Origin of the sequence: Pseudoalteromonas sp. McH1-42 (assembly GCF_022347845.1) — a bacterium.
Classification (GTDB): domain Bacteria; phylum Pseudomonadota; class Gammaproteobacteria; order Enterobacterales; family Alteromonadaceae; genus Pseudoalteromonas; species Pseudoalteromonas rubra_D.
In genome coordinates this window covers 124465-139523 of record NZ_JAKRFU010000018.1, presented here as the reverse complement: position 1 = coordinate 139523, position 15059 = coordinate 124465, and the positions used below count along the sequence as shown (strand labels likewise).

Here is a 15059-nt window from a genome sequence, read left to right as displayed (position 1 = left end):
AATAATGGATTCAAATACAACATATGACGCCCTGGTTACCGGGGCAACAGGTTTTATCGGCAATCACATGGTGCATACTTTGCTAGAGGCGAACAAAAAAGTGCGCGTTCTTGTGCGCCAATCGCCAAAATGCAAAGTGCTTGAAGGCCTGCCGGTTGATATTGTCTATGGCACACTGGAAGATCGGGAAACCCTGATCGCAGCGGCGCAAAACGTCAAAGTGATTTATAACTGTGCCGGTCTCTCCTCTGACTGGGCTGCTGATGACGCATTTTTTGCTGCCAATATCCGTGGTGTAGAAAACGTTCTGGCTGCGCTGGAACATTCTGACGCCGAACGCCTGATCCACATCAGTACATCTGATGTATACGGTTACCCTAAGTCGCCAGTGTCGGAAGACTATGGTCCGCAAAATATTGGCCTGCCTTATAACCGCAGTAAAGCCGAAGGTGAAGAAGTGATCTGGCGCGCAGTTCAAGAGCGTGATGTGCCGGTGACGGTGTTTCGTCCCGCATCCGTATACGGTCCCAGATCCATGGAATGGGTAGTAGAAATAAGCCGCCTGATGCTAAATAAAGAAATGGTCTTGCTAGATGGGGGACATTCTCATGCAGGCTTAGTGTATGTGCGCAACCTTACCGAGGCAATGCTACGTGCGGCTGATATACCAGCCGCAGCAGGACAGGCATACAATATCCGGGATGAAGGTGAGCATTCTTGGAAAGACTTTGTAGAGGGGATGGGGCAATGCTTTAAACCTCAACACTGGAAGTGTATGAAAGTCCCCGCGAGCCTTGCCTTTGGCTTTGGCTACCTGATGGAGAAAGTCTATGCGTTGCTCAATATCAAGTCTCGCCCGCTGCTAACGCGCCATGCCGTGCACTTGCTCAGCAGAAATCAAGGCTTTCCAATTCATAAAGCTAAATCAGAACTGGGGTTCGAAAGCTGGGTCAGCTTTGAAGCAGGCATGGAGTTAACGCGTGAATGGATGCGCTCAGAAGAAGGTAAAACCTGTATTGCTCCTGAGACTCAGAAGCGGGAAGCCTATTTATGAACCAATTGCTGTTCGAACAGCCAACCCGCTTGCCAGCCCAGCCGAGGCCCTCACCGGCTGACCAATGGTTCGTCGGGTTGGGCCAAAATCCGGCGGCGACGCTGAGATTATATGCCTTTCCTTTTGCCGGCGGTGATGTGAGCGCTTTTTACCATTGGCGAAACAGGTTACCTGAACATATAGAATTGGTATGTGTGCAGTTACCTGGCCGAGGCAAACGGGCAACAGAGCAAATTGCGGATAGCTTCGATGCGTATCTGGCACCGCTCTCCCAGCTCATCGAACAGCAAAACATGCCTTTTGCATTTGTCGGTTACAGCATGGGCGCGTTGCTGGCCTATGCGGTTATTGGCCACTTGGCTGAAAACGGCATGGCCTTGCCACAGCACTTTTTTGCTTTGGCATGCTGTCCACCAACACGACACACTTTTCGCTGGCAGGAAATGTCGGACGGCGAATTGATGAACATCTTGCGCAGATCCGATCCCAAATGGATGGCTGATGTATCTGAACAGGAACTGCAGGGGCACTTGAGTGTGCTCAGACCTGATTTACATCAATGCCAGCACTTCGTGCAACATGGTGCACATCCGGAGATCAACATACCGATAACCACCATTGCAGGCACCGAAGACCAATTGGCAATGCCGCACGACATGGCTATGTGGCATCGACTCACCCGACAATCGTGTATCAACCACCGACTGAAAGGGGGACATTTTTTTATGTTTCACACTTCATCGCATGCTTTGCTGCACATTTTATCAAAAGCACTGGCATTACCGGCAAGCTCAACACGCGTCGTGCCATTCACACACTTTAATTCGAAGGAAACTTATTCATGAACGCAACTCAGAAACTTTCCAAGGCCCAGCTATACAGCGCCATTTACGATTACTTCGCAGCTGGTATGTTTGCCTTACCAATACTCACGGCCTGGTATCTTGCCGGCCCCTTACAGGAAGCACACACTCTGTTTGGTGCCACAGGAGATTACCCTCAGTTTTCAGGCTTTCATTTGCTATTTGCTAATTTATTTGGTGGCTTCGCCATCATGTGGTCGACGTTGAGGATCGTCAAACGGGAGCCCATTTTTGGCATGTGCGATGGCTACCTCAGACTGTATTACGGCAGCTTAATGTGCCTCTATGTATTTGCCTTCGATACCAGCCGTATTCTGTACTTATTCATCCTGATTGAGTTTTTCTGGAGTTCAGTACAGCTGACTTTATATTACAAAGCGAAAAAAGAGCAAACAAACGGATTTGCAGCTGCCGCGGCCGCATAAGTCCCGAACACTAACAAGGAAACGTCAATGAACATAGAAAAATTCTTGATGCTGGATGAGATAACCTCTGTTTCGGATGATCGCAGCAGCTTAACTGCGTACAGCGCGGTGCCAAGCACTGCGCCTTTATTTGAAGAACACTTTCCAGACGCCCCTATTTTTCCCGGCGTACTGTTGACCGAGGTAATGGCGCAAGCCGCAGGCCACCTCACTATGGTCAACAACAACTTTGAAGCCATGGCCATTCTGGCAAAGATAAATAAAGGTAAGTTCATAGGCATTGTTCAGCCTGGGGACAAATTGCGCTGTGAAGCGATACTCACAAAATGCGAGCGCGGCTTTTCTCTGTGCGATGTCCGTTTATTCAATAACGAGCAACTCTGTGCAAGTGCAGAGCTTAGAATGAAGGTACTGTCCTTCCCCACAGACAATGCCAAACAGCTGCTCATAGAGCGCCACAACAAACTACGCCAATGTTTAACTTCAAACCCGGATATTGAGTACACTGTATGATTGATTCAACGACAATGCCAGCAACCTCCTATCAACCCGATGCGTTGCCTACGTTCGTAGATATTTTAACTAAAAGAGCTAGCAAAAATGCAGATGATACCGCACTGGTCTTTTTACAAGACGGGGAGCAACAACAAACTCCGATGACATATCGTATGTTGCATGATCAGGCCCAGCAATTCGCATGCGGCTTACGTGCACAGGTCGCAAGAGATGACAGAGTCATACTGCTTTTTCAGTCTTCCTACGAGTTCGCGGTGGCATTTTTGGGCTGTATGTACGCCGGGGTGATTTCGATCCCCTTACCAATCCCCGGTCGACGTAAAAGTGAGTGGACGCGTATGCAAAGCATTGTTGAAAATGCAGACTGCAAGCTCATTGTGTCCATCGAAAAGCTACTCCCCAGGCTTCACAAGCATGAAGCGACGCACTTTGAGAGCACGCTCGGTAAATATGTGTCTTATGAGACACTCGCCTCCCACCCTGAGCGCTCTGACTTTATTCCGGTGGTCACACAAGGTAGCGACATCGCCTTTTTACAATATACGTCCGGCTCAACTGGTGCGCCAAAAGGGGTGGCGTTGACCCACGATAATCTGATAGAGAATCAACTCCTGCTCAAAAAAGGGTTCCGTAATTATGGTAACTCGGTGTACCTGTCCTGGTTGCCACTCTTCCATGATATGGGCCTGATCGGTAACTTCATGCAGGCCATTTATATTGCTCAGCCGTTTATTTTTATGGCTCCCAATGCATTTTTACAAAAACCTTATCGGTGGCTTAAAGCCATCTCAGATTATCGAGTTCGGGTATCTGGTGCCCCCAACTTTGCTTATCAACTGTGCGTCGATAAGATCACTGATAGCGAGCTGGAAACACTCGACTTATCGAGTTGGGAGGTCGCATTCAATGGTGCCGAACCTGTCAGAGCCAGCACGCTCAAACAATTTGCAGAGAGGTTTAAACGCTGTGGGTTCAAAGCCGATGCACTGTACCCATGCTATGGCACCGCAGAGTCAACATTGATCATCAGTGGTGCGATAGAAGCTTCGGAGCCAGTTCTGTTGCATGCAGACAGAAGTAGCTATGAACAGGGACGGATTGTGCCACTTCAAACGCAAAATGAAGAGAGTATCGTATTGGTCGCCAGCGGCACACCACTCATCGAAAACTCCATCGCCATTGTTTGTCCGGATACCCAGACAAAACATGATGAATTGCACATAGGAGAAATCTGGCTTACCAGTCCGTGTAATGCACCGGGATATTGGGCAAATCAAAACGCCTCGACCAGAGCTTTCAAAAATCGCCTGGCAAACTCCTCTGATGAGCGAGACTTCCTCAACACCGGTGATCTTGGCTTTTTATACCAGGGCAATATCTACATCACAGGCCGCTCAAAAGATCTGCTGATCTTCAATGGGCGGAATATTTACCCTCAGGATATAGAAGCGTGCAGTGAACTTGCCCATGCTGCATTAAAGCCTGGTCGCTGTGCCGCTACATCTCTCTATAAAGATGACAAAGAGCGACTGGTCTTAGTCCATGAGCTCAACCGTTTGCATGCCAGAGAAAGCGACTACAACGAAGTGTTTGAAGCAATTCGGATTGCCGTCTACAAAGAATTTGCGATCCCGGTCCATGCAATTGCGCTGGTATCTCCCTCATCCGTTCCAATGACTTCCAGTGGCAAAATACGCCGCCAAAGCTGTAAATCTCAGTTTATTGAGCAGCAATTGGACCTCGTTGCGAGCTGGACTGAATATTAATAGAAACAACCATATATCAAGTCATTGACTTAACTAAAGGACATACTATGACATTACAACAAATCCGTACACTGATCATCAGTTGGGGTAAAGAGAACGTCAAAAGTGACTTCTCTGAGCAGGATCTTGAAAACGATATCGCATTACTGGGCTTAGACTCCATTGACGTGGTTGAGTTTTGTGAATATCTGGAAGAGCAGTTAGACATAAGTGTTGAGCTGGACTGGGTGATGGAATTCGAAACCCTGGCAGCACTCGGTGAAGAACTGACAACAACCGAAAGCGCAGTGTAGTCTGCGCACACTGCCACTTAACAATATCGCATACCTAATGATGTAAAGTGGTATAGGGAAAGAATGGACGTCACTACATTCTTTCCCCCCCCTGCCAACAGCTCAGCTCTCAACACAGGAGCGCAATTTAACTGAGCATTGCTCAGCAGCTAAACAATGATTGCGACGAATTGTATAGAGTTTCCGCTATCTTTTCGGGCGATTCATCCCGAATAGTACAGAGTTGTTCAAACACCTCGACCACCCGTTTTGGCACATTGGGCTGTCCCTGATAACCCGCTAACGGCATCGATGGTGCATCTGTCTCCAACACCAATGCTTGCAACGGAACTTGCGCCAGGGTTGTACGGGTTTTCGCCGCTCGCGGATAACTGATGGTGCCACCCACACCGAGTTTAAACCCGAGCTTCAGATAACTCTGCGCATCTTGCAATGAGCCAGAGAAGGCATGAATAACACCTCCGTTTTGAGGGGGGCACTGTTTAAAAGCCTTGGCCAGCAGGTGATGACTTTTGCGATGATGGACAATCAGCGGCAGACGGAGGTCATTGGCCAGCACTATGTGCTCACGAAACAAGTGCTGCTGCGCAGTAACATCATCGACCATGGCATCAATACCACACTCACCAATCGCCACCAGCTGCGAACGATGCAAATGGGCAAGCGCCGCTAAGTCAAGCATATCCGTGGCGCTGTGTTGTGCCATAAAGTAAGGATGAAGGCCAAAGGCGATGTGCACGCCCGGGTGCAGCTGGGCGAAAGCAGGCAAAGTGCGGCACTGCTTCAACGTTACCCCAGGCACCACCCACTGCCCAACACCCAGTGCCTCCGCCTCTGTCAGATGGTGTGACAAACTGTCTCTGAATTCTTCAAAATCGAGATGGCAATGGGTATCAATGAAGCGCATGGGATATGGCACTAAGGGTTAAGGCGTTCAACCTGCCACTGCCCATTGGCATCTTTACGATACATAAAGCGGTCATGCAAACGATGCTCTCCCCCTTGCCAGAATTCAATCTGATGAGGTTTAACACAGTACCCGCCCCAGAAGTCCGGCAACGGAATATCGCCTTTCGCGAACTTGCTTTTCATGCTGTTGAAGGTCTGCATCAGGGCCTGACGAGAGGAGACCGGACGCGACTGGGCTGAAGCCCAGGCAGCAAGCTGGCTTTCTTTTGGACGGGAGAGGAAGTACTTAGCCACCGCAGCTGTCGGTAGCGGTTCGGCTTCACCATACACTATCACCTGACGCTCCAGATTGTGCCAGGGAAAATGCAATGAAATCTTGTTATTACCTTTGAGCTCTTGTGCCTTACGCGACCCGGTGTTGGTGAAAAAGACAAAACCGTTGTCGTCTACCTGTTTAAGCAACACAATCCGCTGTGACGGCTGACCCTGCTCATCCACCGTGGCCACCACCATGGCGGTCGGGTCGCTGAGGTTTGCATCCACGGCTTGTTGCAGCCAGTGTTCAAACTGCACTATGGGATTGTCATCGAGCTTCTCGCGGGAGAGGCCATCTTTAGTATATTCGCGACGAATATCATCAAGTTTCATGGTGGTCATTCCTTACATAACACAAAAGGCCGCATTAGTGCGGCCTCAGTCTAACATAACGTGATGCATGCATTACATGATCTCACGCAGGACTTACATCTGCTCCATCACCTCGATGCCCAGCAGTTCCAGACCTGTGTGAAGTGTTCTGGCAACCAGATTACACAACAACAGACGGCTTTCACGTACTTCAGCAGACACATCGTCTTTAAGGATTGGACAAGCTTCGTAGAAGGTCATGTACAGACTCGCCAGCTCGTACAGATATCCACATAGTACGTGAGGTGTAGCTTCGCCGATCATCAGATCCAATACTTCTTCAAGCTGCAGGAGTTTCAGCGCAAGCGCCTTTTCCTGTGGCTCTACAATGTTGATGCTGCCACTGAGCGCCGCGCTGTCTACTCCGGCTTTGCGGAAAATACTGCGCACACGGGTATACGCATACTGTAAGTAAGGTGCGGTTGCGCCTTCGAAGCTCAGCATGGTATCCCAGTTGAAGATGTAATCACTGGTACGGTGCTTCGACAGATCGGCATATTTCACCGCGCCAATACCCACTTTGCGGGCGATTTCAGCGCGTGCTTCTGCACTCAGCTCAGACGCACGGTCGGCTAGTTTTTCGCTGGCACGGCTAACCGCTTCATCCAACAGTTCAGCCAGCTTGACTGTACCGCCTGTACGGGTCTTGAACGGCTTACCGTCGCTGCCCATCATAGTCCCAAACGGACAGAACTCATAGCTGGTTTCGTCGCGCAGCAGGCCCGCTTTGCGTGCAGTCAGCTCAACCTGGTTAAAGTGCAGGCTCTGGCGGGCATCCACAAAGATCAGGATGCGCTCAGCGCCCAGCTCGTTGGAGCGATAATCACACGCTGCCAGATCGGTCGTGGCATACAAGAACCCACCACCTGATTTTTGCACGATAAACACCGACGGTTCACCATCTTTGTTTGCCAGCTCATCCAGGAACACCACCTGTGCGCCCTGATCTTCAACCGCAATGTTTTTCTCTTTTAACAGCGCGATGATCCCGGCCAGACGATCGTTGTAGGCACTTTCAGCCATAATGTCATCGCGCGTGAGCGTCACATTCAGCTTTTTATACACTTCTTCAGAGTGCTTCACGGACGTGTCGATAAACAACTGCCACAGTTTCTGGCAATGTGCATCACCACCTTGTAATTTAACCACGTAATCACGGGCCTTATCCGAGAACCCTTCTTCATCGTCGAAGCGCTTCTTAGCATCGCGGTAGAAAGTTTCCAAATCCGCCAGTGCCACGTTTTCCAGGTCAATGCCTTGCGCCAGCATATCTTCCAGGTGTGCGATTAGCATACCAAACTGCGTGCCCCAGTCGCCCACGTGGTTCTGACGCGTGACTTTGTCACCACGGAACTCAAGCGCACGTACCACCGCATCACCAATGATGGTAGAACGCAGATGACCCACGTGCATTTCTTTAGCCAGGTTAGGCGACGAGAAATCGACAACCACGTTTTGCGCCTGAGCATGCTCAGCCACGCCTAGCTTGGCATCCTGATTGGCCGCTTCCAGGCTCGCAGCCAGAAACTCCGGCTTAAGGTGAATATTGATAAAGCCCGGGCCGGCAATTTCAGTTTTTGCAGCCACATCGCTCACATCCAAATTATCAATGATCTTCTGAGCCAGCTCTCGCGGGTTAGTTTTTAGTGCTTTCGCAGCGCCCATTGCGCCATTAATTTGATAGTCACCAAACTGCGCACGGGTGCTTTGCGTTACCGCCGGATTGGTGCCTTCAGGGATCCCTGCCGCGGCCATCGCAGACAGAGCTTTTTCAATTAGAATACTTTTAATGTTCATTGTGTTTCCTTTGGGTCAGTGCCAGCCTGGGCACTGAGCAAACATCATCGGCGCCTTGGGGCGCCGGAATAAAACGCAGCTTTAAACAGTCAGCGAACAATCGGATCGAATACACTAGCTTATAGGACGCGCCAGAGCCAAATCAACCCGAAGCATGACTTTTGGGACCATCAGGCAAGCCGGATGGCCCGCGTTAACTTAGTGTTCGCGCGTCTGATGGAACTGAACGTCCGGATAACGTTCCATCGACAGGTTTAGATTCACCCGGCTTGGCGCGATATACGTCAGGTTATCGCCTCCATCGAGTGCCAGGTTCTGCTCACACTTACGGCGGAATTCGGCCAGTTTTTTCTCGTCTTCACAATTAACCCAACGCGCCGTCTGAACGTTAACGCTTTCGTAGATCGCATCCACGTTGTACTCAGACTTCAGTCGTGCCACTACCACGTCAAACTGCAGCACACCGACCGCGCCTACGATTAGATCGTTGTTGATCAGCGGGCGGAACACCTGTACGGCACCTTCTTCTGATAACTGTACCAGACCTTTGAGCAGCTGCTTTTGCTTGAGTGGATCTTTAAGGCGGATACGGCGGAACAGCTCAGGGGCAAAGTTCGGAATGCCACTGAACTTGAGTTTTTCACCCTGAGTGAAAGTATCACCAATCTGGATTGTACCGTGGTTGTGCAAACCGATGATGTCACCGGCAAAGGCTTCCTGTGCGCGTTCACGATCACCTGCCATAAAGGTCACGGCGTCAGAGATGCTCACTTGCTTACCCAAGCGAACATGATTCATCTTCATGCCCTGAGTGTATTTACCTGACACAATACGCATAAAGGCGATACGGTCACGGTGTTTCGGGTCCATGTTAGCCTGAATTTTAAATACGAATCCGGTGAATTTATCATCATCTGCACACACTTCGCGCTCATCTGTTTGACGCGGCAGCGGTGACGGCGCCCACTCAGTCAGGCCATCGAGCATGTGATCCACACCAAAGTTACCAAGGGCGGTACCAAAATACACCGGCGTCAGTTCGCCACTGAGGAATAGCTCTTTATCGAATTCATGTGAGGCACCAATGACCAGTTCCAGCTCTTCACGCAGCTGCTCTGCCAGGCTTTCACCGACGGCGGCATCCAAGTCGGCATTATCTAACCCCTTAATGGTGCGCACTTCCTGAATGGTATGGCCCTGACCCGTTTGATACAAAATGGTCTCATCACGGTGAATGTGGTACACCCCTTTGAACTCTTTACCACAGCCAATCGGCCAGGTAACTGGCGCGCACATGATGTTCAGTTCAGTCTCAACTTCGTCCAGCAGCTCCATCGGATCGCGGATATCACGGTCCAGCTTGTTCATGAAGGTCACGATAGGCGTATCGCGTAAACGGGTGACTTCCATTAGCTTACGGGTTCGATCCTCAACACCTTTGGCCGCGTCGATGACCATCAGACAGGAATCCACGGCAGTGAGCGTACGATAAGTATCTTCCGAGAAGTCCTCGTGTCCCGGGGTATCCAGCAGATTAACCAGGCTGTCGTTGAACGGGAACTGCATCACAGACGTGGTTACTGAGATACCACGCTCTTTTTCCATGTCCATCCAGTCTGATTTTGCGTGCTGGTTAGAACCACGGCCTTTTACTGTACCAGCCTGTTGCAGGGCCTTACCGAACAAGAGTACTTTTTCTGTGATGGTGGTCTTACCCGCATCCGGGTGCGAGATGATAGCGAAGGTACGTCGCTTGTTTATTTCATTGAGGAAAGTCTGATCTGCCATTAGTCAATTCTTTAGGTTATACGCGGATCCACACATGCTACGCAAAGTGTGCGCATGACACTTTGCAGGGTCATCCGGCGGGTTCATTTTTAATCATGCACTATTTTCGCCGATCTTGGCGCTTTTAACAATCAGTGAAGGTCAGTTACGTCATGATTTCGTTCAATATCGGGTCAAATTTCCCATGCTTCACTCGATGCCAAAAATGGGATATGAATATTTCTTGAATAAAATGACTTGCTTGGAGGTCGTCTGATAGGATAGTTCCTAATTTCAGATAAAAGATATAACAACATGAACAGCAAGCTTTTTGTAATACCGAAACCAAACCCCAATGCCAAACTCAGACTGTTTTGTTTTCCTTATGCTGGCGGCTCACCCGCCATATATATGCCATGGAACAGTGCGCTTCACCCCGATGTAGAACTGGTGCTATTGCAATTTCCGGGTCGTGGTGCACGCATGGCAGAGCCTGCTCATGTGACCATGCAACAAAAAGTGGATGAGCTATTGGCATATCAGGCCTTTTTGACCGAAAAGCCCTATGTACTCATGGGGCACAGTTTGGGTAGCCGAGTGATTTTTGAAGTCACGAAACATCTGGTTCAACAAAACGCGCCGTTACCACGCCACCTAATCGCATCGGGCAGCCGCGCCCCACACACCAGCACAGACAAGAAGCGCATTTACAACTTGCCCCATGATGAGTTTGTTGAAGAGCTTTATAAACTTAATGGCACACCCAAAGAGCTGCTGGAACACAAAGAGCTGATGGAGTTACTGCTCCCCTTATTGAGAGCTGATTTTCAAATTGCCGAGTGTTATCAGGCCCAACCTGTCAACCTGCCCTGCCCTATCACTGTGTTTCATGGCTATGATGACATCGAAATCAGTGCCGAGCAGCTGCACGGCTGGCAGGATTTGAGTGAACACAAAATTGACATTCATTACTTTAATGGTGGCCACTTCTTCATCAATCAATGCAGTGATGAAGTGATCAGTCAGGTCAATCAGGTACTACACAAAATACTGTAATTTGATTTGCCTAAGTGGGTAAGTTGGCCAAAGATAAACACATTCATGTGTATACAGGTAATAAAATGGAAGGCTTACTTCATGCGCTCATGCTGGACGGCCAGGGTGGCGCAACCCCGATATCAGATTTAACGCAGGCACTCAAAGACGAGGTGCCGCTTTGGCTGCACTTTGACTACACAAACGACGCAGTTCAACATTTCTTGAGCCAGCTGGATTTTCTGCAGGAATGGGAGTGGCAAGCTTTGCTTGCAGAGGAAACCCGACCTCGTGTGACCCGTGCAAGTCATGGGTTGCTGTTGTTTTTACGCGGCGTCAACCTTAACCCCAGGCAAAACCCGGAAGATATGGTCTCAGTGCGCTGCTTTATAAATAAAAACGTGCTGATCACTTGTCGTAAGCGCGTGTTGATTTCTATCGAAGAGCTACACAGCGCATTACTGGACGGTCAGGGGGCTCAGTCAATCAGCGACCTGATCTGCGCCCTGATTGATCGCCTGACACACCGTATGCAGGACACATTATGGCAGGTCGAAGAACAGCTGGATGAGTTTGAAGAGCAACTGGACAAAGAGGAATGCCAGCCTGACTACCATCAAATTACCTTGCTACGGCGTCAGGTTATCGCCTTAAAGCGCTATATCAAACCGCAGCGTCAAGCTATCTATGATTTGATTGATACTAAGGTGAACTTTCTGAGTCTTGAGCAGCGCCGCTTACTCGGCGAGGCAAATAACACCCTCAGCCGCTATATTGAAGAGCTCGAAGCCAGCATTGAACGGGCACAGGTCCTGCAACAAAGCATTACCAATCAGCTTAATGAGCAGCTGAATCAGCGCATGTACATAATGTCTGTGGTCGCAGCCCTGTTTTTACCGTTGGGCTTTTTAACCGGTCTATTGGGGGTCAACATAGGAGGCATTCCAGGCACAGAGAATCCCTGGGCATTCACAATTTTCATACTTGCATTGGTGATATTAACCATTGCTGTAGGCGTTTTGTTTAAACGTCGGAAATGGATATAAAATGCGGAATTTAGAAGCATAGATGTGACGTAAAATGGCGCTCTCGCTAGGGATCGAACCTAGAACTTGGCCTCCGGAGGGCCACGTGATATCCATTTCACCACGAGAGCAACATCTTAGTGGTGCCAATAATAATCATATCCAGCCGCAAATACTAGTCATTGTTGTCTATATGCTTAATTTATGGTCTAAAACTCGAAAAAAGACTTCACACAGAGCGAAATTCACGATATTTAACTATGCTTAGAACAATAACAATAATGACGACCTGTTAATACACGGAAAATTGGTCTCCTGTATTAACACGACATCATCCTGAGAGGACCGTATTATGACTCCAATGACCACTGAACAAGTTGCTGAATTTTTAGATGTTAAAGTGGAGCGCGTCAGGCGACTGGCACGCGAAAACCTGTTAGTTGCCAAACAACAGGATGAGCAGGGCGAACCCATTTTTGACAAAGATGACGTAGAAAAATACAAAGAACTGGCAAAACGACTAGGCGGCATTTAAGCGCAACAGAAGCGACGCCGCCTTCCCAATATTGCTTCGTGACCAGACTAATAAAACGCCCGACTGATGCTCGGGCAAAATGGTCTGTGCGAAGCGACTAACGACACCACGCCTTCAACAGGAGCAGTAAGGGGTCAACATACGAGACCAGCCCGCGTTGCTGATACCAGGCAAGACAGAGCAGCAGGTAAATTTCCACATAGCATTGTAGCTTATCCTCTGCATACTCTGGCAACGGGATCTCTGCCAGACTGAAATAGCGCTTCAGCATCTGATTACCTTCACGTACTGACAGCGAAAAAGAGACACATAAGGCCGCCAAATCAAAATATCGGTCGTTGTATTGCGCGTATTCAAAATCGATAAACACGGGTCCCTGTGCTGTTACCAGCAGATTGTCTTTGACCAAATCATTGTGGCAAAAGCAGATATCAGGCTCAAACTGCGCCCGCCTTCGACCTAAAGCAGACACATCAAACTTCCCTTCGAGCACCAGAGCGGCCTCACAGAGCGCCGCACTCAGGTCAAGTTGCCCGCTCTGGGGTCGCACAAAACCATGTAACGTGTGCAGGTTTGCTAACAAGCTATCGCTCAGGCAGAGCGGCTCATCTTGTTGTGGTAAAAATTCAAACAACGCCAGCCGGGTCTGAACATGGTAACCTGCCAAAGGCTGTGCCACGCCAAGGAGAGCCAGCTGTCCCTGCGCTTCCAGCGCCTGGACAGGCATTGTGCCTGAATAATGCTTAAGCAAATAACCTTGTTGCGCCTGCTCAAGATAGTAATTTTTATTACTTAACCCTTTGTTGAGTGGACGCAGTGCACTGATGCTAAGAGCGGGGAAAGCTTGCCTGATCAGTGCACTCAGCTCAGCATCAAAGCGCGGCAAGCGGTTTGCCCTCTTTTTGTTGATGTACTTCGTACCAACGCACATACCCCCAACAGACCACTATGGTGTAAAAACCAAACAGCACCAGGGTGGGGTAATAGCCTTTGAGATAGTAAAGATACATAGACGCCGCATCGATCACTACCCAATACAGCCAGTTTTCCAACACTTTACGGGCAACCAGGTAAGTGGTTACCACAGCAAAGCAAGTCGTCAGGCTATCCAGATAAGCCAGCTCAGCATGAGTATACTTATCCATCACATAACCAATGCCCAACGCCACAAGTAATGTGCCCAAAATAATAATGCTATGTCGAGACAAGGACCAGGAAACGATTTCCAGAGACTTATCCTGTCTGCCACTGCGCCACATCCACCAGCCTACTACCGCCATGAACATATAGTAAAAGTTCAGCAAGGACTCCATCAGCAACGCACCATTCCAGTACATCACGGTATAGATAAAAGTACTGACAAACGCCGCAGGCCAGCACCATGAGTTTTCCCTTATCGCCAGCAACAGGTAAGCGGCTGATAAGATCACGGCCAGATACTCCCACACTGACATGGCAGTGAACCCAGCCAAGGTTTCAGCTAGCCACTGCATCATGATTGGGGCGACAGGTCGCCACTGATGAATTTACAGACAAAAACGATTTTGCCAAACTGCTCAAACGAGCGCTTCATTTCTGCAGATAGAGTATCCATCAGCACATCATAGTCACCAAACACCTGAGTAGACATGGTATTAGTGAGTACTTTCAGCTCCGGGTGCTGATTCAGGCGCTCGATAAAGTCTTTGATAAAAGGGATATAGTCAGCATGCAATGGATATTTGCTGATCTCGACAGAGAGTTGCATCACAGTGTCCTCGTCAGAATTATAAAGGAGTTAGTTTGCAGGATAATTTAAATTGCTGCCACCGTCCGTTAACGAGCGAGGCCTGTAATTGATCCAATCCTGCTGATAGGCGATCTTATTGTCCGGGTTAAAGTGTAATACGGTCGTGAATCGCCAGGGGCCCATTTCCCGACCTTCATACTCAAAGCGCACATAGGTGCCACGAATAACGGCACGACGTTGCTGCTCGTCTAAGATCACCTCGCTGAGGGTATATGTCTGTTTCCCATCCAGAATTTTGACATTCCCGGCAGACCAATTAAAAAACTCGGCCAATGCCTGTTTATCCTTGACAGCAAAGCCATAAATCATGTCTTCCAGCTGAACATCGTCGGCATAAAAGGACAAAAATAAAGCAAAATCCTGACGTGCCTGATAGGTCGCTATGTAGTCATTGAGTACTTGTCTGAGCGCACTCGTTTCGCGCGCTGACGCTCGGGTATTATCTGTCAGGCCACAGCCAGCAATCAGGAAGGTTACCAGCAACACAAGACATAGAGTGAGCTGTGTGGTGAATGTGCCGCGCAAATCTACCTCCGGGTATGAATATCAGTCTAAAGTGGCCCTCGAGTAAGAGCCCAGTGATTATATCATACCCGAA

The 15059-nt window shown here is 49.2% G+C and carries 17 protein-coding genes and 1 tRNA gene; 9 read left to right on the top strand and 9 right to left on the bottom strand.

From position 1 onward, the window contains the following. Positions 1-4 precede the first annotated feature (4 nt). From MHN31_RS16655 to MHN31_RS16630, 6 genes are read left to right on the top strand one after another with little or no spacing between them, the layout of a single operon-like run. Positions 5-1054 (top strand): NAD-dependent epimerase/dehydratase family protein, encoded by a 1050-nt coding sequence (locus tag MHN31_RS16655; protein WP_125560701.1) that lies wholly within the window; start codon positions 5-7, stop codon positions 1052-1054. Continuing rightward, positions 1051-1899 carry an alpha/beta fold hydrolase gene (locus MHN31_RS16650; RefSeq protein ID WP_125560703.1) on the top strand — a complete coding sequence of 283 codons (849 nt, stop codon included), beginning with the start codon at positions 1051-1053 and terminating at the stop codon, positions 1897-1899. The genes MHN31_RS16655 and MHN31_RS16650 overlap by 4 nt, the downstream gene beginning before the upstream one ends. Further along, on the top strand, positions 1896-2342 hold the full coding sequence (locus MHN31_RS16645) for a hypothetical protein (RefSeq protein ID WP_125560705.1): 447 nt from the start codon (positions 1896-1898) through the stop codon (positions 2340-2342). The genes MHN31_RS16650 and MHN31_RS16645 overlap by 4 nt, the downstream gene beginning before the upstream one ends. 27 nt (positions 2343-2369) lie before the next feature. Next, positions 2370-2855 (top strand): 3-hydroxyacyl-ACP dehydratase FabZ family protein, encoded by a 486-nt coding sequence (locus tag MHN31_RS16640; protein ID WP_125560707.1) that lies wholly within the window; start codon positions 2370-2372, stop codon positions 2853-2855. Next, on the top strand, positions 2852-4624 hold the full coding sequence (locus MHN31_RS16635) for a fatty acyl-AMP ligase (RefSeq protein WP_239444814.1): 1773 nt from the start codon (positions 2852-2854) through the stop codon (positions 4622-4624). The genes MHN31_RS16640 and MHN31_RS16635 overlap by 4 nt, the downstream gene beginning before the upstream one ends. A gap of 47 nt (positions 4625-4671) precedes the next feature. Beyond that, entirely contained in the window at positions 4672-4917 is a 246-nt protein-coding gene (locus MHN31_RS16630) for an acyl carrier protein (protein WP_125560712.1), read from the top strand. 142 nt (positions 4918-5059) lie between these two features. Here MHN31_RS16630 and MHN31_RS16625 read toward each other — a convergent pair whose 3' ends face one another. From MHN31_RS16625 to prfC, 4 genes are all read right to left on the bottom strand, one after another. Continuing rightward, a complete protein-coding gene (locus tag MHN31_RS16625; protein WP_239444813.1) occupies positions 5060-5824 on the bottom strand; it encodes a TatD family hydrolase in 765 nt (254 codons plus the stop codon). A gap of 11 nt (positions 5825-5835) precedes the next feature. Next, complete coding sequence (gene pdxH, locus MHN31_RS16620) at positions 5836-6474, bottom strand: pyridoxamine 5'-phosphate oxidase (RefSeq protein ID WP_125560716.1); 639 nt, start codon at positions 6472-6474, stop codon at positions 5836-5838. A gap of 93 nt (positions 6475-6567) precedes the next feature. After that, positions 6568-8310, bottom strand: coding sequence for an arginine--tRNA ligase (argS, locus tag MHN31_RS16615; RefSeq protein ID WP_125560718.1), 1743 nt, complete (start codon positions 8308-8310; stop codon positions 6568-6570). Between the two features lie 198 nt (positions 8311-8508). After that, the gene (gene prfC / locus MHN31_RS16610) at positions 8509-10098 is read right to left on the bottom strand and encodes a peptide chain release factor 3 (RefSeq protein WP_239444812.1); all 1590 of its coding nucleotides are present in this window, start codon (positions 10096-10098) and stop codon (positions 8509-8511) included. A 294-nt stretch (positions 10099-10392) separates the two neighbouring features. Between prfC and MHN31_RS16605 the strand changes: the two genes are divergently transcribed. Both MHN31_RS16605 and MHN31_RS16600 read left to right on the top strand, forming a co-directional pair. Beyond that, positions 10393-11133 carry an alpha/beta fold hydrolase gene (locus MHN31_RS16605; RefSeq protein ID WP_239444811.1) on the top strand — a complete coding sequence of 247 codons (741 nt, stop codon included), beginning with the start codon at positions 10393-10395 and terminating at the stop codon, positions 11131-11133. Positions 11134-11198: 65 nt separating this feature from the next. Further along, the gene (locus tag MHN31_RS16600) at positions 11199-12158 is read left to right on the top strand and encodes a zinc transporter ZntB (protein WP_125560722.1); all 960 of its coding nucleotides are present in this window, start codon (positions 11199-11201) and stop codon (positions 12156-12158) included. A gap of 35 nt (positions 12159-12193) precedes the next feature. On the opposite strand, the gene MHN31_RS16595 is transcribed toward MHN31_RS16600, so the two are convergent. Next, positions 12194-12268: transfer RNA gene (locus tag MHN31_RS16595), tRNA-Arg, on the bottom strand. 221 nt (positions 12269-12489) lie between these two features. Here MHN31_RS16595 and MHN31_RS16590 point away from each other — a divergent pair. Further along, positions 12490-12672, top strand: a complete 183-nt coding sequence (locus MHN31_RS16590) for a helix-turn-helix domain-containing protein (protein ID WP_010384046.1) — start codon at positions 12490-12492, stop codon at positions 12670-12672. A gap of 97 nt (positions 12673-12769) precedes the next feature. On the opposite strand, the gene MHN31_RS16585 is transcribed toward MHN31_RS16590, so the two are convergent. Genes MHN31_RS16585 through MHN31_RS16570 form a run of 4 tightly spaced genes read right to left on the bottom strand, consistent with a single transcriptional unit; the run spans position 12770 to position 14986 of the window. Then, positions 12770-13558 (bottom strand): phosphotransferase, encoded by a 789-nt coding sequence (locus MHN31_RS16585; RefSeq protein ID WP_239444810.1) that lies wholly within the window; start codon positions 13556-13558, stop codon positions 12770-12772. Next, the gene (gene pnuC, locus MHN31_RS16580; protein WP_239444833.1) at positions 13545-14165 is read right to left on the bottom strand and encodes a nicotinamide riboside transporter PnuC; all 621 of its coding nucleotides are present in this window, start codon (positions 14163-14165) and stop codon (positions 13545-13547) included. The genes MHN31_RS16585 and pnuC overlap by 14 nt, the downstream gene beginning before the upstream one ends. After that, a complete protein-coding gene (locus MHN31_RS16575) occupies positions 14165-14419 on the bottom strand; it encodes a hypothetical protein (protein ID WP_125560726.1) in 255 nt (84 codons plus the stop codon). Before MHN31_RS16575 ends, pnuC begins: the two co-directional genes overlap by 1 nt. Before the next feature lie 30 nt (positions 14420-14449). After that, entirely contained in the window at positions 14450-14986 is a 537-nt protein-coding gene (locus MHN31_RS16570; RefSeq protein WP_239444809.1) for a nuclear transport factor 2 family protein, read from the bottom strand. Between the last annotated feature and the right edge of the window lie 73 nt (positions 14987-15059).

Bases quoted from the DNA above. Each gene is read 5' to 3' on its own strand.
- MHN31_RS16655 (WP_125560701.1), top strand. From the start codon at position 5: ATGGATTCAAATACAACATATGACGCCCTGGTTACCGGGGCAACAGGT.
- MHN31_RS16650 (WP_125560703.1), top strand. From the start codon at position 1,051: ATGAACCAATTGCTGTTCGAACAGCCAACCCGCTTGCCAGCCCAGCCG.
- MHN31_RS16645 (WP_125560705.1), top strand. From the start codon at position 1,896: ATGAACGCAACTCAGAAACTTTCCAAGGCCCAGCTATACAGCGCCATT.
- MHN31_RS16640 (WP_125560707.1), top strand. From the start codon at position 2,370: ATGAACATAGAAAAATTCTTGATGCTGGATGAGATAACCTCTGTTTCG.
- MHN31_RS16635 (WP_239444814.1), top strand. From the start codon at position 2,852: ATGATTGATTCAACGACAATGCCAGCAACCTCCTATCAACCCGATGCG.
- MHN31_RS16630 (WP_125560712.1), top strand. From the start codon at position 4,672: ATGACATTACAACAAATCCGTACACTGATCATCAGTTGGGGTAAAGAG.
- MHN31_RS16625 (WP_239444813.1), bottom strand. From the start codon at position 5,824: ATGCGCTTCATTGATACCCATTGCCATCTCGATTTTGAAGAATTCAGA.
- pdxH (WP_125560716.1), bottom strand. From the start codon at position 6,474: ATGAAACTTGATGATATTCGTCGCGAATATACTAAAGATGGCCTCTCC.
- argS (WP_125560718.1), bottom strand. From the start codon at position 8,310: ATGAACATTAAAAGTATTCTAATTGAAAAAGCTCTGTCTGCGATGGCC.
- prfC (WP_239444812.1), bottom strand. From the start codon at position 10,098: ATGGCAGATCAGACTTTCCTCAATGAAATAAACAAGCGACGTACCTTC.
- MHN31_RS16605 (WP_239444811.1), top strand. From the start codon at position 10,393: ATGAACAGCAAGCTTTTTGTAATACCGAAACCAAACCCCAATGCCAAA.
- MHN31_RS16600 (WP_125560722.1), top strand. From the start codon at position 11,199: ATGGAAGGCTTACTTCATGCGCTCATGCTGGACGGCCAGGGTGGCGCA.
- MHN31_RS16590 (WP_010384046.1), top strand. From the start codon at position 12,490: ATGACTCCAATGACCACTGAACAAGTTGCTGAATTTTTAGATGTTAAA.
- pnuC (WP_239444833.1), bottom strand. From the start codon at position 14,165: ATGCAGTGGCTAGCTGAAACCTTGGCTGGGTTCACTGCCATGTCAGTG.
- MHN31_RS16575 (WP_125560726.1), bottom strand. From the start codon at position 14,419: ATGCAACTCTCTGTCGAGATCAGCAAATATCCATTGCATGCTGACTAT.